21 protein-coding genes are annotated in these 25,466 nt (G+C 60.9%); 11 read left to right on the top strand and 10 right to left on the bottom strand.

Annotated elements, in window-relative coordinates; translation table 11 throughout:
* Window positions 1-67: 67 nt before the first annotated feature.
* The 4 genes from AC1D2P_RS16615 to AC1D2P_RS16600 all read right to left on the bottom strand — a co-directional run bounded on the left by AC1D2P_RS16615 (window position 68) and on the right by AC1D2P_RS16600 (window position 3,600).
* Window positions 68-622, bottom strand: coding sequence for a tetratricopeptide repeat protein (locus tag AC1D2P_RS16615; protein ID WP_077431210.1), 555 nt, complete (start codon window positions 620-622; stop codon window positions 68-70).
* Window positions 623-847: 225 nt separating this feature from the next.
* Window positions 848-2,131, bottom strand: a complete 1,284-nt coding sequence (hemL, locus tag AC1D2P_RS16610) for a glutamate-1-semialdehyde 2,1-aminomutase (RefSeq protein WP_477811510.1) — start codon at window positions 2,129-2,131, stop codon at window positions 848-850.
* Between the two features lie 15 nt (window positions 2,132-2,146).
* Window positions 2,147-2,770: a thiamine phosphate synthase gene (thiE, locus tag AC1D2P_RS16605; RefSeq protein ID WP_477757953.1), complete on the bottom strand. Its 624-nt coding sequence runs from the start codon at window positions 2,768-2,770 to the stop codon at window positions 2,147-2,149.
* 32 nt (window positions 2,771-2,802) lie between these two features.
* Complete coding sequence (locus AC1D2P_RS16600; protein ID WP_046028703.1) at window positions 2,803-3,600, bottom strand: hydroxymethylpyrimidine/phosphomethylpyrimidine kinase; 798 nt, start codon at window positions 3,598-3,600, stop codon at window positions 2,803-2,805.
* A 421-nt stretch (window positions 3,601-4,021) separates the two neighbouring features.
* Between AC1D2P_RS16600 and AC1D2P_RS16595 the strand changes: the two genes are divergently transcribed.
* The 4 genes from AC1D2P_RS16595 to AC1D2P_RS16580 all read left to right on the top strand — a co-directional run bounded on the left by AC1D2P_RS16595 (window position 4,022) and on the right by AC1D2P_RS16580 (window position 10,515).
* Window positions 4,022-6,406, top strand: a complete 2,385-nt coding sequence (locus AC1D2P_RS16595; RefSeq protein WP_477757952.1) for a hybrid sensor histidine kinase/response regulator — start codon at window positions 4,022-4,024, stop codon at window positions 6,404-6,406.
* Window positions 6,407-6,481: 75 nt separating this feature from the next.
* Window positions 6,482-8,131, top strand: a complete 1,650-nt coding sequence (locus tag AC1D2P_RS16590; protein ID WP_477757951.1) for an acyl-CoA dehydrogenase family protein — start codon at window positions 6,482-6,484, stop codon at window positions 8,129-8,131.
* Window positions 8,132-8,308: 177 nt separating this feature from the next.
* A complete protein-coding gene (gene amn / locus AC1D2P_RS16585; RefSeq protein ID WP_175648968.1) occupies window positions 8,309-9,808 on the top strand; it encodes an AMP nucleosidase in 1,500 nt (499 codons plus the stop codon).
* 71 nt (window positions 9,809-9,879) lie between these two features.
* The gene (locus tag AC1D2P_RS16580) at window positions 9,880-10,515 is read left to right on the top strand and encodes a pseudouridine synthase (protein ID WP_027924272.1); all 636 of its coding nucleotides are present in this window, start codon (window positions 9,880-9,882) and stop codon (window positions 10,513-10,515) included.
* On the opposite strand, the gene AC1D2P_RS16575 is transcribed toward AC1D2P_RS16580, so the two are convergent.
* Together AC1D2P_RS16575 and AC1D2P_RS16570 are read right to left on the bottom strand one after the other, a co-directional pair.
* The gene (locus tag AC1D2P_RS16575) at window positions 10,510-10,719 is read right to left on the bottom strand and encodes a DUF2788 domain-containing protein (protein ID WP_007937369.1); all 210 of its coding nucleotides are present in this window, start codon (window positions 10,717-10,719) and stop codon (window positions 10,510-10,512) included. The two genes, AC1D2P_RS16580 and AC1D2P_RS16575, sit on opposite strands and share 6 nt — an antisense overlap.
* A gap of 206 nt (window positions 10,720-10,925) precedes the next feature.
* Window positions 10,926-11,405: an Lrp/AsnC family transcriptional regulator gene (locus AC1D2P_RS16570; protein ID WP_030129517.1), complete on the bottom strand. Its 480-nt coding sequence runs from the start codon at window positions 11,403-11,405 to the stop codon at window positions 10,926-10,928.
* Between the two features lie 435 nt (window positions 11,406-11,840).
* Here AC1D2P_RS16570 and AC1D2P_RS16565 point away from each other — a divergent pair, with 435 nt between their 5' ends.
* Window positions 11,841-12,887, top strand: coding sequence for a DUF6515 family protein (locus AC1D2P_RS16565; RefSeq protein ID WP_477757950.1), 1,047 nt, complete (start codon window positions 11,841-11,843; stop codon window positions 12,885-12,887).
* On the opposite strand, the gene AC1D2P_RS16560 is transcribed toward AC1D2P_RS16565, so the two are convergent.
* Window positions 12,872-13,777 carry a cation diffusion facilitator family transporter gene (locus AC1D2P_RS16560; protein WP_077431215.1) on the bottom strand — a complete coding sequence of 302 codons (906 nt, stop codon included), beginning with the start codon at window positions 13,775-13,777 and terminating at the stop codon, window positions 12,872-12,874. The genes AC1D2P_RS16565 and AC1D2P_RS16560 overlap by 16 nt on opposite strands.
* A 30-nt stretch (window positions 13,778-13,807) precedes the next feature.
* Window positions 13,808-14,227, bottom strand: a complete 420-nt coding sequence (locus AC1D2P_RS16555; RefSeq protein WP_046028688.1) for a hypothetical protein — start codon at window positions 14,225-14,227, stop codon at window positions 13,808-13,810.
* 110 nt (window positions 14,228-14,337) lie between these two features.
* Here AC1D2P_RS16555 and hrpB point away from each other — a divergent pair, with 110 nt between their 5' ends.
* Window positions 14,338-16,854: an ATP-dependent helicase HrpB gene (gene hrpB / locus AC1D2P_RS16550; RefSeq protein WP_477811509.1), complete on the top strand. Its 2,517-nt coding sequence runs from the start codon at window positions 14,338-14,340 to the stop codon at window positions 16,852-16,854.
* Window positions 16,855-16,980: 126 nt separating this feature from the next.
* Here hrpB and AC1D2P_RS16545 read toward each other — a convergent pair whose 3' ends face one another.
* Complete coding sequence (locus AC1D2P_RS16545) at window positions 16,981-17,901, bottom strand: LysR substrate-binding domain-containing protein (RefSeq protein WP_046028870.1); 921 nt, start codon at window positions 17,899-17,901, stop codon at window positions 16,981-16,983.
* A gap of 225 nt (window positions 17,902-18,126) precedes the next feature.
* Between AC1D2P_RS16545 and AC1D2P_RS16540 the strand changes: the two genes are divergently transcribed.
* From AC1D2P_RS16540 to AC1D2P_RS16520, 5 genes are all read left to right on the top strand, one after another.
* Entirely contained in the window at window positions 18,127-19,620 is a 1,494-nt protein-coding gene (locus AC1D2P_RS16540) for an aldehyde dehydrogenase (RefSeq protein ID WP_223525573.1), read from the top strand.
* A gap of 31 nt (window positions 19,621-19,651) precedes the next feature.
* Complete coding sequence (locus tag AC1D2P_RS16535) at window positions 19,652-21,022, top strand: aspartate aminotransferase family protein (protein ID WP_109786332.1); 1,371 nt, start codon at window positions 19,652-19,654, stop codon at window positions 21,020-21,022.
* A gap of 393 nt (window positions 21,023-21,415) precedes the next feature.
* A complete protein-coding gene (locus AC1D2P_RS16530; protein ID WP_477811508.1) occupies window positions 21,416-22,402 on the top strand; it encodes an ABC transporter substrate-binding protein in 987 nt (328 codons plus the stop codon).
* A 9-nt stretch (window positions 22,403-22,411) separates the two neighbouring features.
* Window positions 22,412-23,215 (top strand): ABC transporter permease, encoded by an 804-nt coding sequence (locus AC1D2P_RS16525; RefSeq protein WP_046028679.1) that lies wholly within the window; start codon window positions 22,412-22,414, stop codon window positions 23,213-23,215.
* The gene (locus AC1D2P_RS16520; RefSeq protein ID WP_077431220.1) at window positions 23,203-24,039 is read left to right on the top strand and encodes an ABC transporter ATP-binding protein; all 837 of its coding nucleotides are present in this window, start codon (window positions 23,203-23,205) and stop codon (window positions 24,037-24,039) included. The genes AC1D2P_RS16525 and AC1D2P_RS16520 overlap by 13 nt, the downstream gene beginning before the upstream one ends.
* A 117-nt stretch (window positions 24,040-24,156) precedes the next feature.
* On the opposite strand, the gene AC1D2P_RS16515 is transcribed toward AC1D2P_RS16520, so the two are convergent.
* Window positions 24,157-25,233 (bottom strand): endonuclease/exonuclease/phosphatase family protein, encoded by a 1,077-nt coding sequence (locus AC1D2P_RS16515; RefSeq protein ID WP_477757949.1) that lies wholly within the window; start codon window positions 25,231-25,233, stop codon window positions 24,157-24,159.
* Window positions 25,234-25,466 lie beyond the last annotated feature (233 nt).

Raw genomic sequence — 25,466 nt, 5'->3', positions numbered from 1 at the left:
AGGTTCACCACTGCTCTTGTAGGAGCAAGGCTTGCCCGCGATTGCGTCAGAGAGGTCGGTAAAGAAATCAGGGAAGAGGCGAAAACGGCGTACGCCCATCGGCGCTCTGCAATTCCATCAGGTATTTACGGAAAATTTGCCCCAGTACCTGGGTGGCGACTTCCAGCTCTTCGCGCGGCATTTTCTCGGTGACTTCGTCGGCGGTGTCCAGCGCCTCTTCAGCGCCGTTGACCGCCGCCATTTTCAGCAGAATGTAAGCCTGGACGTTATTGGCCGGCACACCTTCGCCATGGAAGAACATGGTGCCGAGTTTGAATTGCGCCTGGGCATGGCCTTGCAGCGAGGCTTTTTCGAAATAGCTGAGGGCTTTATTGAGGTCGCGCGGCGCGTTTTTGCCTTCGTAGTAGAACTCACCCAACTCGTATTGCGCTTGCGCATCCCCTTCATCCGACGCTTTTTGGCAGGCGGCGAGCGCTTGCGTCAGGTCTTGCGGCTGAGTATTGAGGGTGCAGCGACCCATCGCTGGGATTAACAACGAGTTGCCGCCTGCTTGTGCGAGCGCGAGCAGGGGCTGAAGGAGCAACAGGCAGCCCATTGCAAGGGCGCGGCCGGTGCGGTTCATGAGAATCGACTTACCTCTGAAGGGCGCGCGGACCCATCGAGGGGATCCAATAAGCGCGCATTATGAAATAAGCAGGGCCAACCTTACAAAGTCTTTACTCGTTTTTCTGCTGCGTGGGGAATATATCGCCCAATTTGCGGGGGATTATTAGCGCAAGCGTCGGAATAACAGTGCGGATGTAGGTGAAAGCTGACGTCGGCAGTCGCCAACGTCAGCAGCAAAACGTTATTTCAATGCGGCGAATGCACGCTCGGCAGCGTCCAGTGTCAGTTTCAACTCGGTTTCGCCATGAGCGATCGAGGTGAAGCCGGCTTCGAACGCGCTCGGCGCCAGGTAAACCCCGCCTTCGAGCATCAAGTGGAAGAAGCGGCCGAACAGGGCGGCATCGCTCGCCATCACGTCATCGAACGTCACGATATCGTCGGCGCCACTGAAATACAGGCCGAACATGCCACCGGCTTGCGTGGTCACGAACGGAATGCCCGCGGCATCGGCGCGTTGCTGCAGGCCGTCGAGCAGACGCGTGGTGTAGTCGGTCAGTTCGGCGTGGAAACCCGGACGGCTGATCAAACGCAAAGTGGTCAGGCCGGCGGCCATGGCCAGCGGGTTGCCCGACAACGTGCCGGCCTGGTACACCGGGCCCAGCGGCGCAATGTGCTGCATGATTTCGCGTTTGCCGCCGAAGCAGCCAACGGGCATGCCGCCACCGATGATTTTGCCGAAGGTGCTCAGGTCCGGCGTTACGCCGTASTAAGCCTGGGCTCCGCCGAGGGCAACGCGGAAACCAGTCATCACTTCGTCGAAAATCAGCACTACGCCGTGCTTGTCGCACAGTGTCCGCAGGCCTTCGAGGAAGCCTGGCGCTGGCGGTACGCAGTTCATGTTGCCGGCCACTGGCTCAACGATGATGCACGCCACGTCCTGGCCGACTTCGGCGAGCATGGTTTCTACCGCGTTGATGTCGTTGAACGGCAGGGTCAAGGTGTGTTTGGCAAAGGCTGCCGGCACGCCGGCCGAGCTCGGTACGCCTTGGGTCAGCGCGCCAGAGCCGGCCTTGACCAGCAGGCTGTCGGAGTGGCCGTGGTAGCAGCCTTCAAACTTGATGATGCTGTCGCGGCCGGTGAAGCCACGGGCCAGACGGATCGCGCTCATGGTCGCTTCGGTGCCGGAGCTGACCATACGCACCATTTCCATCGACGGCACGATCGAGCAGACCAGGTCTGCCATCTCGGTTTCCATCGCGGTCGGGGCGCCATAGGACAAACCGTGTGCCAGTTGTTTGCGCACCGCGTCCAGCACGTCCGGATGGCTATGGCCGAGAATCATCGGCCCCCAGGAGCCGACGTAATCCACATAGCGCTTGTCGTCTTCGTCGGTAACGTAGGCGCCTTCAGCGTGTTTGAAGAACAGCGGGGTGCCGCCGACGCTTTTGAACGCGCGCACAGGCGAGTTCACGCCACCGGGAATGTGTTTCTGGGCATTGGCAAACAGGGTTTCGGAACGAGACATGGTCGGGCTCTCAAATCAGATTTTAAGTAGTTCGTTAAAGGCGCGGGCGCGGCGTGTCACTTCAGCCGTACTCTCGGCGCCAAAAAGACCGTGGACGACCGCCAGCAGGTCAACCCCGTGGGCTACCAGTGGCGCGGCGTTTTCCAGGGTGATGCCACCAATCGCGCAGATCGGCAGGTGCAATGTGCTGCGGGCCTGATCGAGCAAGTCGAGACTGCAAGTCGGCGCGCCGGGCTTGGTGTTGGAATTGAAGAAACGGCCGAAGGCGACGTAGCTGGCGCCTTCCTTTGCAGCCTGTTCGGCGAGTTCGAGTTGCGCGTGGCAGGTCGAACCGATGATTGCCTTGGAGCCGAGCAAGGCGCGGGTCGGAGACAGCGGACCATCGGTCTGTCCCAGATGCACACCCACGTTCAGGCGGGCAGCGAGTTCGGCGTCGTCGTTGATGATCAACTGGGTCTTGTAGCGATCGCACAGATCGCGCAGTGCTTCGGCTTCACGCAATCGGCGGGCCTCGTCACTGCTTTTGTCGCGGTACTGCAGCAAGGTGACGCCGCCTTCCAGCGCCGCCTCCACGTACGAAAGAAATTTACCGGCCAGCAACTGGCTATCGGTAATGGCGTACAGGCCACGTAGTTTCATCGGACAAGCCTCGGCGCTTTACGCATCAAAAGTTACGAACAGAAATCCAGAGGCAGGCGGCGCGGCACGAACTGGCCTTTGCCCAGTTGCTCCGCATCACGCAGGGTTCGCCATGTGTAGTTAAGCGCGGTCTGCACGGCGCTGGCGAGGTTTTCACCCAGGGCCAGACGACCGGCCAACGCGCTGGCCAGCGTGCAACCGGAACCGTGATAACTGCCGGGCAAGCGCTGGCAGGTAAAGGTTTCGCGGTGGCCGTCGCGGCTGTAGAGGCGATTGTGGATTTCGTGTTCGTCGCCATGACCGCCCGTGATCAGCAGGTGTTTGACAAACGGCAGCAGTTTTTCTGCGCATTCGTCGGCGCTGCCTTCTGGCAGTTCGGCGAGGATGCGCGCTTCGGGAAGGTTAGGGGTGGCGATGATGGACAGGGGCAGCAGGCGTTCGCGCATGGCGTAGCCGACTTCGTCCTTGCCCAGTCGTCCGCCACCGCCGGCGCGCAGCACCGGGTCGCAGACGACCGGCAGGTGCGGGTGCGCCTGAAGCAGTTCGACCACGGTGTCGACCATCTCCAGGGAACCGAGCATGCCCAGTTTGACGGCGGCGACTTCGGAGTCGTTGAGCACGGCATTGGCCTGGGCCAACACCCACTCACGGTCGAGGACGCGGAAGTCAGTGACGTTGACCGTGTCTTGCACGGTCAGGGCGGTGACGGCCGGGGCCGCATGGCAACCCTGCGCGAGCAAGGCTTCGATATCTGCCTGCAAGCCGGCGCCACCACTTGGATCGTGGCCGGAGAGACAGAGGACAACGGGGCGAGAGCTGTAGATATTCATGGTGCGCGAGCTTACCACCAGTCGACCAGCGAGTCATGAGACGGACTTGTAGCAGCTGGCGCAGCCTGCGTCCGGCTGCGCAGCAGTCGTAAACCCAGACAACGCGGTCAATCAGACAGACCGCGAATTCAGGTTTAACGACTGCTGCGCAGCCGGACGCAGGCTTCGCCAGCTGCTACAGGAATGTGTAAAACGGCCGATGCATTGATACAACCTGACCAATCAAGCTGGTTTTGCGCAAAATTTGTCGCTGGAACGCCCGTGCTAGAGCCTCTGCGAAAAAAATTCAATGGTGTTCAATGGCCATCAACGGCTATGCTAGAGTGGATCCAAACCAATAACAGGTAATGCCGGTTTTACGTCTACTCAAAGGGAATGAGGGGCTTCCTGAGATAACCGGACAGGCCACGCTGGGGCTTAAATGCGCTATTTGCTGATGTTGCTGCTTTGCTTGCCCCTCATGGCGAGCGCCATCGAGTTCGATGAATCTACCCAGAGCCTTCCCCTGGGCCGAGTCATGCAGGTGTACGAAGACGCGGACGGTCAGGCGACCATCGCCGATGTTCTTGCGCAAGCGGCGGCTGGAAACTTCAAACCCCACGATAAAGCCACCCTCAATGCCGGGTACTCGCGCTCGGTGTTCTGGCTGAAAATCGACCTGCATTACCGTCCGACCAACCCGTCAGTACAACGCACCTGGCTTCTTGAACTGGCCTATCCGCCGCTCGATCACCTTGATCTGTACTTGCCCGATGCCGGCGGTGACTATCGCCTGGCCCGGCAGACGGGCGATGCCTTGCCGTTTGCCACGCGTGAGATCCGCCAGAACAACTACCTGTTCGATTTGAACTTCACACCTGACCAGGCACAAACGGTGTACCTGCGCCTGCAAAGCGAAGGCTCCATCCAGGCGCCGGTGACCTTGTGGTCGAGCACCGCTTTTCTCGAAGAGCAGCCCGTGCGGCTTTATGTGCTGGGGCTGATCTACGGCGTGTTGTTGGGGATGCTGGTTTACAACCTGTTCATCTACCTGAGCGTGCGTGACACCAGCTATCTCTATTACATCTTCTACATCGCCTCGTTCGGTCTGTACCAACTGTCGGTCAATGGCGCGGCCGTGGAGTATTTCTGGCCGGACAATCCTTGGTGGGCCAACGCGGCAACACCGTTCTTCATCGGCTGCGCCGGACTGTTCGGCAGTCAGTTTGCTCGAAGTTTCTTGCAGACCGGGTCCTATGGTCGCTGGCTCGATCGCTTGTTGCTGGCCTTGATTGCATTCAGCGCGACGGTGATCGGGTTGTCGTTGATGGCCAGTTATGCCCTGGCCTTGCGCCTGGCCACCGCCCTGGCCTTGTCCTTCACCGTGGTGATTTTTGCCGCCGGGCTGTGTGCCTGGTTGCGCGGCCTGCGTGTGGCGCGGTATTTCATCATTGCCTGGTCGGCGTTTTTGCTCGGTGGCATCGTCAACACAATGATGGTGCTGGGTTATCTGCCCAACGTGTTCCTGACCATGTATTCAAGCCAGATCGGCTCGGCGATTGAAGTCGCACTGCTGTCGCTGGCCTTGGCCGATCGCATCAACGCCATGCGCGAGCAGCAAGCACAAACGCTGTTTGATGCGGGGCAAAAGCTCGAAGTGTTGAACCAGCAATTGGCTCACAGTAACAAGCTCAAGGATGAATTCCTTGCCACCTTGACCCACGAATTGCGCACCCCCATGAACGGCGTGATCGGTTCGCTGGAGTTGATGCAGACCGTCGAGATGGACCCTGAGCTGGAGCAATACCAGCAAACCGCTGCCGGTTCGGCGCGGGACATGATGCGCATGGTCAACGGCATCCTGACGCTGACCGAATTGCAGGCCGGCAAACTCAAGGCCACCCCGGCGGCGTTCAGCCTGCGGGGTGTGGTCGATGGCTTGCGGGCGCAGTTCGAGGGCAACGCATCGAGCAAGTCGCTGGATTTCAAAGTCGACGTCACGCCGGGACTGCCGGATCGCCTGCACGGCGACAGCGCAAAGCTGGCGCAATGCCTGGAATGCCTGCTGGACAACGCAATCAAGTTCACCCGGGTCGGCGGGCTGGCGCTGCGGGTGACGGGCAAACCGGTGGAAAACGGTCGGCTGTCGTTGTCATTTGCAGTGATCGACACAGGCATCGGTTTTACCGACCTGGGGGAGGCGACCATGTACCAGCGTTTCTTCCAGCTCGACGGTTCGATGACCCGCGAATATGGCGGTTTGGGCGTGGGGTTGGCGATTTGTCGGCAACTGGTCGAATTGCTCGGTGGGCGCCTGACTCACCGCTCCGAACCCGGCAGTGGCAGTCGTTTCCAGCTGGATGTCGACGTAGAAGTGCCTGTCGTGGAACGCCCAGCCGTACCGTCGATGAATCGCGAGGTCCCGGGGTTGCGCTTGCCAAAGGATTGCAACGTGTTGCTGGTGGATGACAACAGCGTCAATCAGTTGGTGATGCGCGGCATGTTGCTCAAGCTCGGGTTCCGGGTGCGTTCGGCCGACAACGGTCTGGCCGCCCTCGACCAGTTGCAGCTTGAAACCTTTGATGCGGTGCTGGTCGATTGTCAGTTGCCACCGCTGGACGGTATCTCCCTGTGCTGCCAGATCCGCGCCTTGCCGGGCTGTGCTCATTTGCCGGTGTTCGTGGTGGCGCTGAGTGTTGATCGTGAACGCTGCCCGACCGGTGACATGATCGACTACCTGAATAAACCGGTGAAATTCGAGGACTTGCAGGCCGCGCTCTATCGTCGGGTGCTGTGTCCAAGGCAGGGCGAAAGCGCCGACAGTTAGGCGGATATGCCACTTTGTTCAGCCTCGGGGCAGTGCTTAACTGAACCCCTTGGCTGACCCAAAGGAGCCCCCGTCATGAACCTGCATCAGTTCGCTGAAACCCACGAAGTCACCAACCAGCCACCGTCGCTGGACGGTACCAACCTCTATCGCATCGACCTTCCGCTGCAGGAATGGTCGCGGCGTTTCGGGGCCGGTTGGGCCGAATCGCGGATCGACGCCTATGGCGCCTTGGCGGGCGGGCCACTGATGGACGCCGGGTTCCTGGCCAATCAGAACAAACCGGTGTTCGTCAGTCATGACCGTTATGGTCATCGCATCGACCTGGTGGAATTCCACCCGGCCTATCACCAATTGATGCGCACCGCCGTCGAACACGGGCTGACCTCGTTGCCCTGGGCGCATCCGCAGACAGGGGCGCATGTGGCCCGTGCGTCCATGAGTTATCTGCACAGCCAGGCCGAAGCCGGCAGTGGCTGCCCTTTGACCATGACCTTCGCCAGCGTTCCGGCGATGCGCCTGCAACCGGATCTGGCCGATCAATGGCTGCCGAAAATCCTCGCCACCGAATATGACCCGCGCAACGTTGGCATGGCGCACAAGGCCGGTGTGACCATCGGCATGGCCATGACCGAGAAGCAGGGTGGCACCGATGTGCGCGCCAACACCACCAAGGCCTATCCGGTGGGCGCCAGTGGTCCGGGGCAGGCTTACGAGTTGGTGGGGCACAAGTGGTTTTGCTCGGCACCGATGTGCGATGCCTTCCTGACCCTGGCGCAAACGGACAAGGGCCTGACCTGTTTCCTGCTGCCGCGCCACCGGCCGGACGATACGCGCAATCAGTTCTACATCCAGCGCTTGAAGAACAAATTGGGCAACTGCTCCAACGCCTCCAGCGAAGTGGAATTTCGCGGGGCGCTGGCCTGGATGGTCGGCGAAGAAGGGCGGGGTGTTCCGACCATCATTGAAATGGTGGCCATGACCCGCTTCGATTGCATGGTCGGTTCCAGCGCACTGATGCGCCAGGCCCTGACCCAGGCCAGTCACCACTGCGCCCACCGTACAGTCGGTGGCAAGGTGCTCAGTGAACAACCCTTGATGCAAAACGTGCTGGCCGATCTGGCGCTGGAAAGTGAAGCCGCCCTGGCTTTGAGCCTGCGCATGGGCAAGGCACTGGACCATCTGGACGATAGCCACGAAGCCAAATTCGCCCGGCTGGTTACCGCGGTGGGCAAGTACTGGATCTGCAAACGCGCGCCCGCCATGATCAACGAAGCGGCCGAATGCATGGGCGGTGCTGGCTATGTCGAAGAAAGCATCCTGCCGCGTCTGTACCGAGAGGCGCCGGTCAATTCGACGTGGGAAGGTTCCGGCAACGTGCAGTGCCTGGATGTGCTGCGAGCCTTGTCCAAAGAACCGGGTGTGCTTGATGTGCTGTTCAGTGAACTGGGCGACGGTCATGGCGATAAACGCCTGGCCGCGCACATCCAGCAATTGCAGGCGCAGTTCAAAGACACCAGCGACATTCAATACCGCGCCCGCCAGCTCACCGAAGACATTGCCTTGGGGCTTCAGGCCAAGCTGTTGCTGGAGGCGGGCAATGCGGCGGTCAGTGATGCGTTCATCGTCAGCCGGCTCGGCTCGGCCGGTCGGGTGTATGGCGCGTTGCCACGTGGGCTGGAAGTGGAAGCAATCGTCGCCCGTTCGACCCCGCAGGGTTTTTGACCGTTGCAAAACCCTGTGGGAGCGGGCTTGCCCGCGAATGCGGTCTGACATTCAACATTAATGGTGTCTGACACACCGCTATCGCGGGCAAGCCCGCTCCCACAGGTTCTGCCTGTGCCTGACTATTGATGTATTGCCCAAACACGACTGTTCCCGTGAAGCGACGATGCAGGCAAGATGAAGGTCTGCAAGTCAGAACACAGGATGCTGATCGTGACCGAAGCTTTTATTATCGTTCAAACCGCCGAGCAAGCCGTGGACCGGCTTGCGCTCTTGCACAATCGTGCAACCACCGCGTTGAATCAGGCGCTCAAGCGATACCTGAAGGATCGTGTCGAGCCGGACGCCGAGCAGCGGGCGATGTTCCGTTATCCCGAACTGCGTCTGACCTATCACTGCCAGGGCGAAGTCCCGCAGACCACGCGCGCTTACGCCAAGGTTCAACTGCCCGGAACCTACAGCGTCACCGTCACCCATCCGGCCGCCTTCCGCAAATACCTGCTGGAACAGCTGGTGCCGTTGATGCACGACTTCACCGTGACCGTGGAAGTCGGTATCAGCCAGCAAAACATTCCTTACCCGTACGTGGTCGAGCAGGGCGATGAACTGGCCGGTTCCGGCGTGACCGCTGCCGTGCTGGCGCGGGTGTTCCCGAGTACCGACTTGTCTGCGGCCACCGACGGCATTGCCGATGGCTTGTACGATTGGGAAAACACCGACCCGCTGCCGCTGGCGCTGTTCGACGCCGCGCGGGTGGACTTCTCCCTGCGCCGCCTGGTGCATTACACCGGCAGTGACTGGCGTCATGTGCAGCCCTGGATCCTGCTGACCAACTACCACCGCTACGTTGATCAGTTCATCGTCCATGGCCTGGAGCAATTGCGCAGCGACCCGCGTTTTGTGCGCATGATCTTGCCGGGCAACGTGATCATCGAAAAGAGCATGGACCACGGCGAAGCATCGGCGATTGCCGCCGGTGTGGTGTGGCACCGTTACCAGATGCCGGCCTATCACCTGATCGCCAGCGATGGCCATGGCGTGACGCTGGTGAATATCGGCGTCGGCCCGTCCAACGCCAAGAACATCACCGACCACTTGGCGGTGCTGCGTCCGCATTGCTGGCTGATGATCGGTCACTGCGGTGGCTTGCGTCAGTCGCAGACCATTGGCGACTACGTGCTGGCTCACGCGTACATGCGCCGCGACGGGATTCTGGACCGGGTCGTGCCACCGAACATTCCGATACCGGCGCTGGCGGAAGTGCAGATGGCATTGCAGCAAGCGGCGGCCAACATCACCGGCGAGAAAGGTGACGAGCTGAAGAAACGCCTGCGCACTGGCACCGTACTGACTTACGACGACCGTAACTGGGAGCTGCGCTGGGCTCAGGAGCGCCCGTTGATCAACCTGTCCCGCGCCGTGGCGGTGGACATGGAAAGTGGCACCATCGCCGCCCAGGGCTATCGTTTGCGGGTGCCTTACGGCACGTTGCTGTGTGTCTCGGACAAACCGTTGCACAGCGAAATCAAGCTGCCGGGCTCGGCCAACGCCTTCTATGAACGTGCGGTCAGCCAGCACTTGAAGATCGGTATCGAAGCGGTCGATCTGTTGCGCACGGAACTCAACTCGCTGCACTCGCGCAAGCTGCGCAGCTTCGACGAGCCGCCGTTCCGCTAACGGTTGTCATGGTCATTTGGCGGTCAGGGCACTAGCATTAGCAGCCCTGACCGTTAGATGTTCCTTTCCCCATGCCTCGTCCACCACGTCCCGCACCTCGCCGTCCTGGCGCGAATACTCCTTCCTCAGCCCCGCGTCGTGTCGCCAAGGCGCCGCCGGCCGAGCCGAAGCTGATCTTGTTCAACAAACCGTTTGATGTGCTGACGCAATTCAGCGACGGCGAAGGGCGGGCGACGCTCAAGGATTACATCGAGATCCCGGGGATTTACCCGGCCGGACGCCTGGACCGCGACAGCGAAGGCTTGTTGCTGCTGACCAACGACGGTCAGTTGCAAGCCCGTATTGCCGATCCGAAACACAAACTGGCCAAGACGTATTGGGTGCAGGTAGAAGGCGAGCCGAGTGCCGAGCAGTTGCAGCGTTTGCGTGACGGCGTCGAACTTAACGACGGGATGACTTTGCCGGCCGAGGCGCGGCAACTGGAAGAACCGGAGCTGTGGCCACGCAACCCGCCGGTGCGCTTTCGCAAGAGTGTGCCGACAAGCTGGCTGGAGCTGGTGATTCGTGAAGGGCGCAATCGTCAGGTGCGGCGCATGACGGCAGCGGTCGGCTTGCCGACATTGCGTCTGGTGCGGGTCAGGATAGGTGACTGGACGATCGAAGGGCTCGATCAGGGCCAGTGGAAGGAAGTGCCGGCGCGTTTATAACGTGCCGGATTCAATCAGGCCGATCACCACGCTTTTGATCACGAACGCGGCCACGCCCAGACCCAGAACAAAGAACAGAATGAACGAGCCAAAGCGCCCGGCCTTGGACTTCTTCGCCAGATCCCAGACGATGAAACCCATGAAAATGATCAGAATGCTGACAAGGCCAGTCATCATCCACTCTTCAAATACTGCAGGATCCATCGAACATCTCCAGCGCGGGCGAGGCTAAAAGGGCGCGGGGAGTATACGCCTCGCTGGCTGCGTACAGTATTGGCCTGCGGCGGTGTGTCGCAGCTATTCGTCGCCTGTGCCGGCCCCATCGCGGGCAAGCCATGCTCCTGCGGGTTTGCATCTGCCACGAATCCGCACCAAATCTGTAGGAGCAAAGCTTGCTCGCGATAGCGTCTTCAGTTGCGCAGATGCGTCAGGGGCAATTCAGTGCTGTTGAGTACCTGGTTCAGCACAAAGCTCGAACGAACGCTGGTGACCCCTTCAATCCGGGTCAGGTGCCCCAGCAGTAACTTCTGATAGTGATCCATGTCCGGCACCACCACCTTGAGCTGATAATCGGCATCCATCCCGGTCACCAGGCTGCATTCCAGCACTTGCGGCAATGTACGAATCGCCGCTTCGAAGTTCTCGAAGCGTTCCGGGGTGTGCCGGTCCATGCCGATCAGCACGTAAGCCGTCAGGCTCAAGCCGAGCATTTTACGGTCCAGCAGGGCGACCTGGCGGGTGATGTAGCCGTCGTCCTCCAGTTGCTTGACCCGGCGCGAGCAAGGCGAGGGGGACAAGCCGATGCGTTCGGCCAGCTCCTGGTTGGAGATGCGCGCATCACGCTGCAATTCCGCCAAAATGCTCAAGTCGTATCGGTCGAGTTTGCTCATCAATGAGGCCTTTGTCGTAACTATTGCGGCAGATTATCTATCCAAGGTTAAAAATTGCGCAAGTGATGTTTATTTGAGCAATCTTCGCAATCCTCTGCCGGCGCCCCAGGCCTATTCTTATCACCAGAATCACTGCTCGGACAAACAGTCCACAGCGGCTCGCCCAATCAGGCCAGCCGCGGCCGCCACCCCCACCGGGGATGTGCCGGCCCCCGAGCTGCACACTGTCCAGAAGACGGGGTGAGGTGAGCCGACGTCATAAGCGTCGAGCACGGACGAAGTTCTCAAAGGGAGGCCGACGGGTCTCCCTTTTCTTTTGCCTGCGATTTCTGCACGGCCCTCAATAAATAAGTTTCGCGACTGATAACCTGTTTCAGAACCGGCCTGAACTTTCCCAGTCTTACGTACAGGCCCTAACCCGTAGTGAGGAAAAGCATGAAGTCGCGCATCTGGCGTTTGGCCGGTGTTGGTTTGTTGTGTGTCGGTGTCACTGCGCAATCACTGGCCGATGATCAACAAAACCGTGGTCCCGAAGGCGTGCAGCATGAGGGCGGCGGTCATCAGGGCAACGGTCAGGGGCATGGCGGTAACAATCAGCCGCACCCGCAGAACAACGACATCATTCGTGGCGACAACAGCCGCCAGTTCGAGCACAACGGTCAGGGTCAAAACAACGGCCAGCGGGAAAATCAGAACCATCCTGCGCCGGACTTCAACAGCCGGGTTCGCTCGCCGCCACCGCCGCCGCAATTGCCAGCGAATGACCTGCCGATTGACCCGCCGATCCACAGCCGCCCCGACACCGTGCGCCAGACCCAGCCACCGCAGCGTGGTTACTATCAGGATGTGCCTCGGCGTAACGATTACAACCAGCACTGGAATGGTTACACCGGTGCGCCGACCAATGACAATCACTGGCAGGGCGGTCGTCCGCCGGGGCATGGCAATGGCTGGGGACCAGGGCCGCGATACCGTCCGGGTCAGGAAATTGATCGCTTTCCAGACCGCGAATACCGCGTGCCTTACCGTGGCATGGATTACTTCTATTCCGGCGGTTACTGGTATCGCCCGCTGGGGCCGCACTATGTCGTGGTGCAACCGCCGCGCGGGATTCGTGTCAGCTATTTGCCTGACTATGCCGAGCAAGTCTTGATTGGCGGGTCGATGCTGTTTCTGGCGGCCGGCTCGTATTACGCCTATCAGGAGAGCACTCAGGATTACATGGTGGTCGAGCCTCCGGTTGGAGGCCCGCAAGCGCAACAACCGGCCAGCAATAGTTATGACGTGGAGGCGTATCCGGCCAACGGGCAGTCGCCGGAGCAGATCAGTCGAGACGGTTACGAGTGCTACCAATACGCGGTGCAGCAGAGTGGCTTCGACCCGCGAACCGCTACCTACCAACCGGACTCAGCGGTGGTCCAGGCCTACCGACAAGCCGAGGGTAATTGCCTCGGCAGTCGCGGTTATCAGGTCACGTTCTGAGCCTTGGCGGCCAGCACCACTTCCTGCGGGTCGGCGTGCACCAGCACTTCGGCTTTCGGGTAGGCGGCATGAATCGCATCGGCCGCCTGGTCGCTGATGCCGTGGGCGACAGACAGCGTCAAACTTCCCGGCAACTCCAGGTGCAATTGCACGAACCACTGGTTGCCGGAAATCCGCGTGCGCAGGTCATGCGCCCCTAAAACCCCCGGCACACTGCAGGCCAGTTCGAGCATGTGCTGGCTGACTTCGGGCGGCAGTTCTTCATCCATCAACACCGTAAAACTTTCCCGTGCGATCTGAATCGCGCTCCACAGAATGTAGATGGCAATGCCCAGGCCAAACCACGCATCCAGCTGATGCCAGCCAAACCCGGCCAGCACCAGTGCCACCAGAATGCTACCGTTGAGCAGCAGATCCGAACGGTAATGCAGCGAGTCCGCACGCACCGCGTTGGAGCCCGTCGCCTTGACCACCCGGTGTTGGAGCATCAGCAATGCCAGCGTCAGCACCAGGGAAAACACGATCACCCCGATGCTGATCCACGGTGCTTCCACCGGTACGGGATGCTGGAGCCGATCAAAGGCCTGCAGGGCAATCAGCACCGCACTGCCGCCAATGAACAGCGCCTGAGCCATGCCCGCCAGCGACTCGGCCTTGCCATGCCCGTAACGGTGATCGTCATCGGCCGGGCGCAAGGCGTAATGCACCGCCAGCAAGTTGAGCAGCGAGGTGACGCCGTCGAGCGTCGAGTCGGTCAATCCGGCGAGCATGCTCACCGAACCGCTCAACCACCAGGCGATGCCTTTGGCGACGATCAGCGTACAGGCCACCGCCACCGAGGCACGGGTCGCCAGCCGCAGCAGGCGGGCGTGTTCGGAGCTGGAATTCATAGGGGCGGCATTTTCCTTTGGGGGCATCGATTACGCGGCAGGTTGCAGGCCGAACATGGCCAATTGCTGGGCGCTGCCCTTGTGTTGAATCAGGCGTGGGTCGTCCAGCGGAAAGCTGCGGCCCAATTCTGTTTCGAGAATAGTCTGCAACTTGTGATTATCGACCTTGCCGTCGGCGCCGATCGCTTCCTTGAGTTTTTCCGGTGCAACCTGCGCGGTCTTGCCCGGCTCGAAATAGATCGCCCCGGTGGCGAAGTCCACCGCAAAGGCGATCAGGCCGGGGATGATGTAGAACAGCAGGCCCACAGCATCCAGCGCCGCGACAGCCGGGTCGATCTTGCCGTCAATTTGCCCACGGCGATCGGGATAGAAAATCGAGCCGCACGCCGTAACCTGGGTCAGCAGGGTCGCGACCAATACACCGCCAATCAAGCGAAAGGGAACACGCATGGAAAAACTCCTGAGTCATCTGGAAAACGAAGCATCGTTGTTATGAATTAGGACCGCGACAAACACCGAGCAGTTCGTCGTTATACTCGCCGCTCTGTTTGGGAGCCAGCATGAATTCTTTGCCGATTGATGAAGTTTTACCCGCCCTGCGTGAAGCCTTGGCGACACGCCACGAAGCCGTGCTCGAAGCACCGCCCGGTGCCGGTAAAACCACGCGCGTGCCCTTGGCCTTGCTCAATGAGCCCTGGCTGGCCGGGCAGACCATCCTGATGCTTGAACCGCGTCGTTTGGCGGCGCGGGCGGCGGCAGAGCGCTTGGCCAGTGAGTTGGGCGAGAAGGTCGGTGAAACCGTCGGCTATCGGATTCGGCTGGACAGCAAAGTCGGGCCCAACACCCGCATCGAAGTGGTCACCGAAGGCATCCTCACGCGGCGCCTGCAAGATGACCCGGCGCTGGAAGGCGTGGGTTTGCTGATCTTCGACGAATTCCACGAACGTAGCCTCGACGCTGACCTGGCGTTGGCCCTGAGCCTGAATGGCCGGGAGTTGTTTCGCGACGATCAACCGCTGAAAATCCTCTTGATGTCCGCAACCCTGGAAGGCGAACGCCTGGCCGGGTTGCTGGACGACGCGCCGATCCTGCGCAGTGAAGGGCGCATGTACCCGGTGGCGATGCGCTGGGGCCGGCCGTTTCAGTCAGGTGAGTTCATCGAGCCGCGCCTGGTGCAAACCGTCCTCGAGGCCTTGAACGATGAAACCGGTAGCCTTCTGGTGTTCCTGCCGGGGCAAGCGGAAATCCGTCGAGTCCATCAACAATTGGCCGATGCGCTGGGCGACAACACGCCGGTGCTGCTTTGCCCATTGCACGGCGAACTGGACCTGGCCGCGCAGCGAGCCGCGATCGACCCGGCACCCGCAGGCAAACGCAAAGTGGTGCTGGCGACCAACATCGCCGAGACCAGCCTGACGATCGATGGCGTGCGCGTGGTCATTGATGCCGGGTTGGCGCGAGTGCCGCGTTTCGACCCCGGCAGCGGCATGACTCGCCTCGACACCCAGCGCATTTCCAAAGCCAGTGCCACTCAACGCGCGGGCCGGGCCGGACGGCTGGAGCCGGGCGTGTGTTATCGCCTGTGGTCGCAGGATCAACACGAACAACTGGCGGCGTATGCCAGTGCGGAAATTCTCTCGGCCGATCTCGCGGGCCTGGCGTTGCAACTGGGACGCTGGGGCGTGACACCGGGTCAGTTGGTTTGGCTGGATGTACCGCCGGCCGCTGCTTATGCACAGGCGCAGGATTTGCTGGATCGTCTGGGCGCGCTGGATGGCGACGCATTGACCCGTCACGGTCAGGCCATGGCCGAACTGCCGGCGCATCCGCGCATCGCGCATTTGCTGTTGCGCGGGCAGGCGCTCGGTTTGGCCGACATGGCCTGCGATGTCGCGGCATTGCTCGGCGAGCGAGATATCTTGCGCGGTGCCGGGGCGGATCTGCACAGTCGTCTGGTGTTGTTGTCCGGCGAAGAGCGAGCCGCGCGGGGGGCGCAGGGCGGTGTTCAGCGCGCCCGGCAACTGGCGCGGCAATATCGTGGTTATTTGCGCGGCAAAGCGTCGGAACCGGTCAGCGATCCCGATCATTCACGCTGGCTCGGTGCGTTGCTGGCGCTGGCCTATCCCGACCGCGTGGCCCAGCAACGACGGGCCGGTGGCGCGGAATATCGCCTGGCCAACGGCCGTGCGGCGCTGTTCGCCGAAGCGGACAGTTTGATGAAGCAACCGTGGCTGGTGATCGCCGATCTCGGCAGTCGTCAGGGCCAGCGTGAAGAGCGAATTTATCTGGCGGCGGATTTCGATCCGGCACTGTTCGACACGGTGCTCGCCGAGCAAGTGCGCAACGTCGATCAACTGGATTGGGACGAGCGCGAAGGCGTGTTGCGCGCCGAGCGTCAGCGCAGGGTGGGTGAGTTGATCCTCAGCCGCGAACCGTTGACCGGCCTTGATGAAACCGCTCGCAGCCAGGCTTTGGTGAACCTGGTGCGGCGCAAAGGCCTGGAGCTGTTGCCATGGACGCCGGAGCTGCGTCAGTGGCAGGCGCGGGTCGCGTTGTTGCGCCAGTTGGACCTTGCCGGCAAGGGCGACAGTGAGTGGCCGGATGTCAGCGACGTCGCCCTGCTGACAAATCTTGAACAGTGGCTGATGCCGTATCTGGGCAAAGTCTCGCGACTGAGTCATTTCGCCAATCTGGACTTGTCGAGCATCGTCCACAACCTGCTGCCGTGGCCGCTGCCGCAACGGCTGGATGAGCAGGCGCCGCATCATCTGAGCGTACCGTCGGGTTCTTCGATTCGTCTGGACTACAGCGAACAGCCACCGATTCTGGCGGTGCGTTTGCAGGAACTGTTTGGCCTGGCCGAGACACCGCGCATTGCCGGTGGCCGGCAAGTGGTCAAGCTGCACCTGCTGTCGCCTGCGCGGCGCCCGGTGCAGGTGACGCAGGATTTGGCGAACTTCTGGCRCAGCACCTATGCCGATGTGAAGAAGGATTTGAAGGGGCGGTATCCGAAGCACTATTGGCCGGACGATCCGCTGGTGGCCGAAGCGACGGCGCGGATCAAACCCCGTAAGTAACGTTTACTCTGATCGTTCCCACGCTCTGCGTGGGAACGCCGCCATGGACGCTCTGCGTCCGCCTTTGTGACGCGGAGCGTCACGGGATCCATTCCCACGCGGAGCGTGGGAACGATCAAATAACGATCAAGGTTTGGTCTGGGCCTTGGCGGTCAACTGCTCCCGGCAATAATCGGCAAACAACTGCGCCGGTTTGGTCAGTTGCCCGCGCTTGAGCCACGCCGCCACCAGCCCTGAGCCGGTGACGTCTTCGACGATGTCCACGCACACCACTTTCTGGCCGTCGTAGGTGCACTCCGAATGCGGCCGCGTGACCAGGATCGAAAAGCCGAACCCTTGGCCGACCATGCCCCGGACCATCTCGATTGACGGTGAGCTGAAGGCAATGTTCGGCGACAGGTTCAATTCTTCGAAGAGGCTGACGAAGTAGGTCCGGCTCGGTTGCACATCCAGCAGAATCATCGGCTCCAGGCACAGATCGCGCAGCGACACTTGCTTGAGCTGGGCAAAGCGATGATCCGCCGGCAGCAGCGCATAAGGTCGCTGCGCCGGCATCAGCGGTTCGGTCTGGATGGTGGCGTCGAGGTCGTGCTCGTACAGGATTGCCAGGTCGAAGGTGCCCGACGTCAGGCCTTGTACCAGCTCTTGCTGCTCGCCGTCGCGGATGCGGATTTTCACCCCCGGATACAGCGCCGAGAACCCGGCAATCAATTGCGGCAGGTACAGCGGCGCGACCGTTTCGAAGCAGCCGATATCGATTTGCCCGGCCACCACGTCGTTGTCGGCCAGGGCGTTCTGTTCGAACTCCTTGGCCATGCGCAGCAGCTCCTGAGCCTTGCGGTAGAAGCGCGCACCGCTCGGGGTCAAGGACACGCCCTGGGCGTGATGACGGATCAGCAATTGCACGCCGAAGCTGTCTTCCAGGCCTTTGATGGCCGTGGAGATCGCCGGCTGGGCGATGTACAGCTTGCGCGAGGCCTCGGCGACGCTGCCGCATTCGACGGTGGTGATGAAGTATTTCAGTTGACGCAAGTTGTAGGCAGCCACGGCAAACCTCGGGGTGGATGATCCAGGCATCCAGGCAATATTCGCGCCGACTGCGTCCGTTCTGACGACGGTGTTGTTGTGCCTGAACAATAACCACATACCGCGCCACGGGGGAGGTTGGCTGCCCAGTTTTTTCATGGTCTGCGAAAACATTTTTACTATTTTTCGTGGACACGGGGCTGGGCCACCATCCAATCACAAGAAAAGCCCCTGGAGCATCTGAACGTGTTCGAGCTTGCATATTGGCAACACAAAGCCGCTGCGCTGCAGTTTCCCGACCGGGCCGTGATCGACGGCAAACTTCGTGCTGCGCAGTCCGGCCAGACGTTCGCCGCGATCAACCCCGCCACTGGCCAATGCCTGGCCAACGTCACCGCGTGCGGCGACGAAGAGGTCAACGCTGCGGTCAGCAATGCACGACAGGTGTTCGACGCCGGCACGTGGTCGGCGCGTTCGCCCATTGAGCGCAAGCAAGTGCTGCTGCGCCTGGCTGACCTGATCATGACCCACCGCGAAGAACTGGCGCTGCTGGACTCGCTGAACATGGGCAAACCGGTGATGGACGCCTACAACATCGACGTGCCGGGCGCCGCCGGGGTGTTTCGCTGGTACGCCGAAAGCCTCGACAAACTTTACGATCAGGTGGCTCCCAGCGCGCAAAACGTCCTGGCGACCATCACCCGTGAAGCACTGGGCGTGGTCGCTGCCGTGGTGCCGTGGAATTTCCCGCTGGACATGGCCGCGTGGAAACTCGCGCCGGCCTTGGCCGCTGGCAATTCGGTGATTCTCAAACCCGCCGAGCAATCACCGTTCTCTGCGTTGCGCCTGGCCGAACTGGCGCTCGAAGCAGGCTTGCCGGCAGGCGTGTTGAACGTGCTGCCCGGCCTCGGCGAGCAGACCGGCAAAGCCCTCGGTTTGCACCCGGACGTGGATTGCCTGGTGTTCACCGGTTCCACCGAAGTCGGCAAATACTTCATGCAGTATTCCGCGCAATCGAACCTGAAACAGGTGTGGCTGGAGTGCGGTGGCAAGAGCGCGAACCTGGTGTTCGCCGATTGTCAGGACCTTGACCTGGCCGCCGAGAAAGCCGCGTTCGGGATCTTCTTCAATCAGGGCGAAGTCTGCTCGGCCAACTCGCGATTGCTGGTGGAGCGTTCGATTCATGACGAATTTGTCGAGCGCCTCATGGCGCAGGCCGAACGCTGGCTGCCGGGTGATCCGCTGGACCCGGCGAGCGGCGCCGGAGCGATTGTCGACAGCCGCCAGACCGCGCGCATCATGAAGTTCATCCAGCAAGCCGAACGTCAGGGTGCGACTAAGGTGTGCGGTGGCCGGCAGTCGATTTTCAACGGTTCAGACAACTTCATTCAACCAACGATTTTTACGGGCGTGAGCCCGGACATGCCGCTGTTTCGCGACGAGGTGTTCGGCCCGGTGCTGGCCGTCACGGCGTTCGATGACGAGGCACACGCCTTGCAACTGGCCAACGACAGCGTCTACGGTCTGGCCGCTTCGCTGTGGACCGACGACCTCAATCGCGCCCACCGTGTGGCGCGGCAATTGCGAGCGGGCACCGTGTCGGTCAACAGCGTCGATGCGCTGGACGTGACCGTGCCTTTCGGTGGCGGCAAACAGTCGGGCTTCGGCCGTGATTTGTCGCTGCACTCATTCGATAAATACACCCAGTTGAAAACCACCTGGTTTCAGCTGCGCTCATAACAGCCGCTAATAACAAAACGGAGAACTGGCGATGACATCACCACGTGAAACCCGCGACTACCAGGCCGCCGACGCTGCGCACCACATCCACGCATTCGTCGATCAAAAGGCACTCAATGACGAAGGACCCCGGGTGATGGTGCGTGGCGAGCGCCTGCACCTGTGGGACAACGACGGTCGGCGTTATCTGGACGGCATGTCCGGGTTGTGGTGCACCAACCTTGGTTACGGGCGCAAGGATCTGGCGGCGGCGGCGACTCAGCAGCTTGAACAACTGCCGTACTACAACATGTTTTTCCACACCACCCACCCACAGGTCATCGAGCTGTCGGAGCTGCTGTTCAGCCTGCTGCCGGGGCACTACAGCCACGCGATCTACACCAACTCCGGCTCCGAGGCCAACGAGGTGTTGATTCGCACCGTGCGCCGTTACTGGACGATCCTCGGCAAGCCCGAGAAGAAAGTCATGATCGGGCGCTGGAACGGTTACCACGGTTCGACCCTGGCCGCGACGGCGCTCGGTGGCATGAAGTTCATGCACGAAATGGGCGGCATGCTTCCCGACATCGAACACATCGATGAACCGTACTTTTTCGCCCACGAAGGTAACCTGACGCCGGCTGAATTTGGCCTGCGGGCCGCGCAGCAACTGGAAGCGAAGATTCTCGAACTGGGCGCCGACAAGGTCGCAGGTTTCATCGCCGAACCGTTCCAGGGCGCGGGCGGGATGATCTTTCCGCCAGAGAGCTACTGGCCGGAAATCCAGCGTATCTGCCGCAAGTACGACGTGCTGTTGTGCGCCGACGAAGTGATCGGCGGCTTTGGTCGCACCGGCGAATGGTTCGCCCATGAACACTTCGGTTTCGAGCCGGACACCTTGTCCATCGCCAAGGGCCTGACTTCGGGTTACATCCCCATGGGCGGGCTGATCCTGTCGAAGAAAATGGCCCAGGTGCTGGTGGAGCAGGGCGGGGTATTCGCCCACGGCCTGACCTATTCCGGGCACCCGGTGGCGGCGGCGGTGGCGATAGCCAACCTCAAGGCGTTGCGCGATGAAGGGGTGGTGACGCGGGTCAAGGATGACATCGGCCCGTACCTGCAACAGTGCTTGCGCGAGGTGTTCGGCAATCACCCGTTGGTGGGCGATATTCAAGGCGTCGGCATGGTCGCGGCGTTGCAATTGGCCGAGGACAAAACCAGCCGCAAGCGCTTTGCCAACGAGAACGACATCGCCTGGCGTTGCCGCACGATCGGCTTTGAAGAGGGCGTGATTATTCGCTCGACGCTGGGGCGGATGATCATGGCTCCAGCGTTGATTGCCACTCGGGAAGAGGTTGATGAGTTGGTGGGTAAAACCCTGAAAGCGGTGGATCGCACGGCTCAGGAATACGGCCGGCTCTGATATTGCCGGAAGGTCCTGCGGACCTTATCGCGGGCAAGCCCGCTCCCACAGAAATGTGTGTCGGTTGCGAAAATTTGGTACGGCACAGGACCTGTGGGAGCGGGCTTGCCCGCGATAGCTATTGTCCAATCGCTAGACTTTTYCAGTCTTGCACCCTCCTTGGGCATCCCCGCCCGCAATGCCCTTTGACCGTGCGCACTACCCAGTTTTTTCATCACTCCCAACGACATATTTCCTGATTTTCCTATTCCCGGCCTTGGGCCAACATCGACTTCGCCAGTCAGCCGAACGCTGCTCACCAAGAGGTCCATCAGAGACCACCGGTAGCCGCTTCAATCAGGCTCCTGGCCGTACTGCCCATCAAAACTAAATCAACAGCTTTGGGAGTGCTCCATGATCAAGTCCTTGCTTACCCGTTTCGCTCATCCCCTGGCGGTCACCGCCATTGCCGCCACGGTCGCGACCAGTGCCCAGGCCGGCACCCTGTCCATCGGCCATACCACGTGGGTCGGTTACGGCACCCTCTACCTCGCCCAGGACCTGGGCTACTTCAAGGAAAACGGTTTGACCGTTGAATTGCCCGTCGTCGAAGAAGCGTCGATGTACATGGCCGCCCAAGCCTCGGGCGAATTGTCGGGCTCGGCGTCGACCATCGACGAAGTGCTGAAATACCGTCCGCAATTCTGCTTCAAAGCGGTCGCCGCACTGGATGACAGCCATGGTGGCGACGGCGTGCTGGTGGGCAAGGACGTCAAGAGTTTGCAGGAGCTCAAAGGCAAGGCGGTGGCGGTGAACGAAGGGTCGACCTCGCAGTTCTGGTTGTCGTATCTGCTGAAAAAACACGGCATGACCATGAGCGACATCACCGTGCAGAACATGACAGCTGACGACGCCGCGACCGCGTTCATCGCCGGTCGCGTGCCGGCCGCCGTGACCTGGGAGCCGCATCTGTCGATGGTCCGTGACAAGCAGCAAGGCAAGGTGTTGATCGACAGCAGCAGCACGCCGGGCGTGATTGTCGACGTGGTTGCGCTGAACTGCTCGGTCATCGAGAAGCAGCCAGAAGACGTAAAAGCCTTGGTCGCCGGGTTGTACAAAGCGGTGAAATACACCCAGGAACACCCCGAAGAAGCCTACAAAATCATGGCCAAAGGCRTCGGCGGTTACCTCGCCGATCCGAAGGAACTGGCCGCCGCCGCGCAAGGCGTGCGCTTCTACGATCAGGCCATGAGCGAAAAACTGCTCGGCTCGCCAGGCAAGCCGGGCGACAGCGCACCGTTGATCAAACTGGCCAACGAAACCGCCAGTGAATTGCAGGGCAAGCCCTACAACGTCAGCAATGACGACCTGATCGACAACCGTTTCGTCAGCCCGCTGTAGGAGGTTTGCATGTTCAAGCGCAATTCATGGCTGAGCCGCTGCATCACGCCCAAGACTGGCCTGCCGGTGCAGGTCATCTGGAGCGCGAGCGGTCTGGCCTGGGTTCTATTGATCGGTCTGTGGGCCGGGTTGTCTTACGGTGGCGTGGTGCCGGGGATGTTCCTGCCGACGCCGGGCGCGGTGGTTGAGGCCGCCGTGCGCCTGAGTCGCGACGGCACACTCGGTCTGCATGTGTGGGCCAGCCTCGAAGTGGTGGTGGTCGGTTTTGTTGTCTCGTCGCTGGTGGCGGTGCCGCTGGGGTTGTTGATGGGCAGCTTCCGCATCGTTCAGGCCTTCCTTGAACCGATGGTCAATTTCATCCGCTACCTGCCGGTGACCTCGTTCGTGCCGCTGTTCATTTTGTGGATTGGTATCGGCCTGGAGCAACGAGTCTCGGTGATCATCTTTGGTGTGTTCTTCCAGCAACTGGTGATGATCGCGGACGTGTCCAAGGGCATCTCCAAGGACCTGATCAATGCGTCCTATACCCTCGGTTCCAATCGTCGCGATGCGGTGCTGCATGTGATCGCCCCGGCGTCGTTGCCAGGTGTGCTCGACACCTTGCGCGTGACCATGGGCTGGGCCTGGACCTACCTGGTGGTCGCTGAGCTGGTCGCCGCTTCCAGTGGCCTGGGTTACTTGAGCCTCAAAGCCATGCGTGGCTTTCAAGTGGATGTGATTTTCCTGGCAATCGCGATCATCGGCCTGTTGGGCCTGGTCACCGATCAACTGTTTCGTTTCCTACGTCTGAGGATCGCCGCATGGGCTCAGTAAGCGCCGTCAACCCTCGCTTCGTCACACCCTCGGCCGCGCCGGTACAGGCCGCCCCAAGGCTGCAAGTGGACAAGGTCAGCCTGCGCTATCAGAAACCTGACGGTGGCATGTTCACCGCACTGGAGCAGGTGTCGTTCGAGGTTCCGGATCAACAATTCGCCGTGCTGGTCGGGCCTTCGGGCTGCGGCAAGTCGAGTCTGCTGTACCTCACCGCCGGCCTCAACGAGCCCACGGAAGGCGAGATCTACGTCGGTGGCCAGCAAGTTCAGGGGCCGGGCGCGGATCGCGGCATGGTGTTCCAGAGCTACACGTTGTTCCCGTGGCTGACGGTTCGCCAGAACGTCGAGTTCGGTCTCAAGCGTCGCGGCATGGCGGCGGCACAGCGCAAGGAAATCGTCGACTACTACGTCAACGAAGTCGGCCTTACCGGGTTTGCCGACAACTACGCCAAGCAGTTGTCCGGCGGCATGATGCAGCGTGTGGCGATTGCCCGGGCGCTGGCCAATGATCCGCAGATCCTGCTGATGGATGAACCGTTCGGCGCGCTCGACAGCCAGACCCGCCTGCAAATGCAGCAGCTGTTGCTGCGGGTTTGGGGTAACAGCAAGAAGACCGTGTTGTTCGTGACCCACGATATCGACGAGGCGGTTCTGCTCGGCGACCGGGTCTACGTGATGGGCGCCAGGCCTGGGCGGATCAAGCAGATTCTCGACGTGCCGATCGAACGCCCACGGACTCTGGACATGGTCATGGAGCGCTCGTTCATCGACATGAAGCGCAAGATCTTCGGGCTGCTGCATGACGATCTGGAAGAGGTTCATTGAACCTGCGCGATCCCTGTGGGAGCGGGCTTGCCCGCGATTGCATTCTGTCAGTTGGCATGTATTTAACCTGACACACCGCTATCGCGGGCAAGCCCGGCTCCTACAGGTTTTGCATTGTCAGTTGGCGGGCAAAAGGAACCTTGCGATCACCGGCAAGTGATCGGAGATGCGCAACGTATCGTCCTGCCTCACCGTTGCTTCGACCCGTTTGATGCGCGGGCTGTAGAACAGGTAGTCGACCGTCCGGTCCGGGCCGCTCAAGCCTGGATCATTCGGGTAATGCGTCAGCCACTGTGCCCGATCGACGCCGCTGGCTTCGTTGTTGGTCGGAATCATCGGGTACTTGTCCCACAGCACATGCAGTGCACTGTCGGCGGAGTAGGGGGTGCGTTGCTCGTCGGGCAATCGGCGAAATTGCCCCAGCGGCAGCAGGTTGAAGTCGCCACCAATCAGCCATGGCGTGCCACGGCTTTCGAACTTGTCGAGGACTTTGGCGACGGCTGTCACTTGGGCTTGCAGTGTTTCGTCGGGCTGGGTGGCGCGGTCCAGATGGGTATTGAGCAGTGCCATCTGCCCGCCGTCGTTCAGCGGCAGATAAGTGACCAACACGGCGTTTTTCGGTTTGAATTGCCGGCTGATGAAATTGGCCGGTTCGACCGGCAATTGCAGGCGTTCGGCGTGTTCGATCTGGTAACGGCTGAGCGTTGCCAGTTGCCGACCGACACTGCCGGAGATGTGTGGGTCAGGCACGAAGTCGGCCTTCCAGTCGAAGGCACGGGCGCTGCACGGGTACAGGTCGGCGACCCGTTCTTGCAGGAGCTTGAACTGGTTCTGGTAATCGCTGGCCTTGGCGCCGTCATCGAGTTCCTGCAACAACACAACGTCGGGGTTTTCGTCGCGAATCACCCGCGCCACTTCATCGAGGCTGAAGGCCATGTCTTCAGGGGTGGGGCTTTCGTCATCGCCCTGGGCCAGATCGTTCCAGAACATATAGCGCTTGCCCGCCAGGTACTGAACGTTCCAGGTCATCACTTTCAAGGCCTGGCCGGGCACCAGCGTCGGTGCATGGGCATTGCAACTGACCGGCAATACTTCCTTGGCGTCGGGGCGCCACGTCAGGTTGTAGATCAGCAGTGCGAAAAAGCCGATGACTGTCAAAAGGCTTAGCAGGGTGTAGCGCAGTAGACGGGGCATGGCTCGGCTTATAGCGTTACAAAAGATGGCCCGAGCATAACCGAGCGTCGGACGTAAGCCCAAGGGCCAAACGCAATAGCCGTAACACGCACCTGTAGCCGCTGGCGAAGCCTGCGTCCGGCTGCGTAGCAGTCGTCATCCAGCGCGTGCGGTTTACCTGATGCACCGTGGGCACCGATTTTACGACTGCTGCGCAGCCGGACGCAGGCTTCGCCAGCTGCTACAGGGGAGGC

This window comes from Pseudomonas sp. P1_F1_2, from assembly GCF_056405815.1.
Note: the sequence above shows the minus strand (reverse complement) of the source record. Positions and strands in the feature narration are given on the sequence as shown.

What these genes read in the sequence shown, in the direction of transcription:
- AC1D2P_RS16615 (WP_077431210.1), bottom strand. Translation starts at nt 622, where the DNA reads ATGAACCGCACCGGCCGCGCCCTTGCAATGGGCTGCCTGTTGCTCCTT.
- thiE (WP_477757953.1), bottom strand. Translation starts at nt 2,770, where the DNA reads ATGAAACTACGTGGCCTGTACGCCATTACCGATAGCCAGTTGCTGGCC.
- AC1D2P_RS16600 (WP_046028703.1), bottom strand. Translation starts at nt 3,600, where the DNA reads ATGAATATCTACAGCTCTCGCCCCGTTGTCCTCTGTCTCTCCGGCCAC.
- AC1D2P_RS16595 (WP_477757952.1), top strand. Translation starts at nt 4,022, where the DNA reads ATGCGCTATTTGCTGATGTTGCTGCTTTGCTTGCCCCTCATGGCGAGC.
- AC1D2P_RS16590 (WP_477757951.1), top strand. Translation starts at nt 6,482, where the DNA reads ATGAACCTGCATCAGTTCGCTGAAACCCACGAAGTCACCAACCAGCCA.
- amn (WP_175648968.1), top strand. Translation starts at nt 8,309, where the DNA reads ATGAAGGTCTGCAAGTCAGAACACAGGATGCTGATCGTGACCGAAGCT.
- AC1D2P_RS16580 (WP_027924272.1), top strand. Translation starts at nt 9,880, where the DNA reads ATGCCTCGTCCACCACGTCCCGCACCTCGCCGTCCTGGCGCGAATACT.
- AC1D2P_RS16575 (WP_007937369.1), bottom strand. Translation starts at nt 10,719, where the DNA reads ATGGATCCTGCAGTATTTGAAGAGTGGATGATGACTGGCCTTGTCAGC.
- AC1D2P_RS16570 (WP_030129517.1), bottom strand. Translation starts at nt 11,405, where the DNA reads ATGAGCAAACTCGACCGATACGACTTGAGCATTTTGGCGGAATTGCAG.
- AC1D2P_RS16565 (WP_477757950.1), top strand. Translation starts at nt 11,841, where the DNA reads ATGAAGTCGCGCATCTGGCGTTTGGCCGGTGTTGGTTTGTTGTGTGTC.
- AC1D2P_RS16560 (WP_077431215.1), bottom strand. Translation starts at nt 13,777, where the DNA reads ATGAATTCCAGCTCCGAACACGCCCGCCTGCTGCGGCTGGCGACCCGT.
- AC1D2P_RS16555 (WP_046028688.1), bottom strand. Translation starts at nt 14,227, where the DNA reads ATGCGTGTTCCCTTTCGCTTGATTGGCGGTGTATTGGTCGCGACCCTG.
- AC1D2P_RS16535 (WP_109786332.1), top strand. Translation starts at nt 19,652, where the DNA reads ATGACATCACCACGTGAAACCCGCGACTACCAGGCCGCCGACGCTGCG.
- AC1D2P_RS16525 (WP_046028679.1), top strand. Translation starts at nt 22,412, where the DNA reads ATGTTCAAGCGCAATTCATGGCTGAGCCGCTGCATCACGCCCAAGACT.
- AC1D2P_RS16520 (WP_077431220.1), top strand. Translation starts at nt 23,203, where the DNA reads ATGGGCTCAGTAAGCGCCGTCAACCCTCGCTTCGTCACACCCTCGGCC.
- AC1D2P_RS16515 (WP_477757949.1), bottom strand. Translation starts at nt 25,233, where the DNA reads ATGCCCCGTCTACTGCGCTACACCCTGCTAAGCCTTTTGACAGTCATC.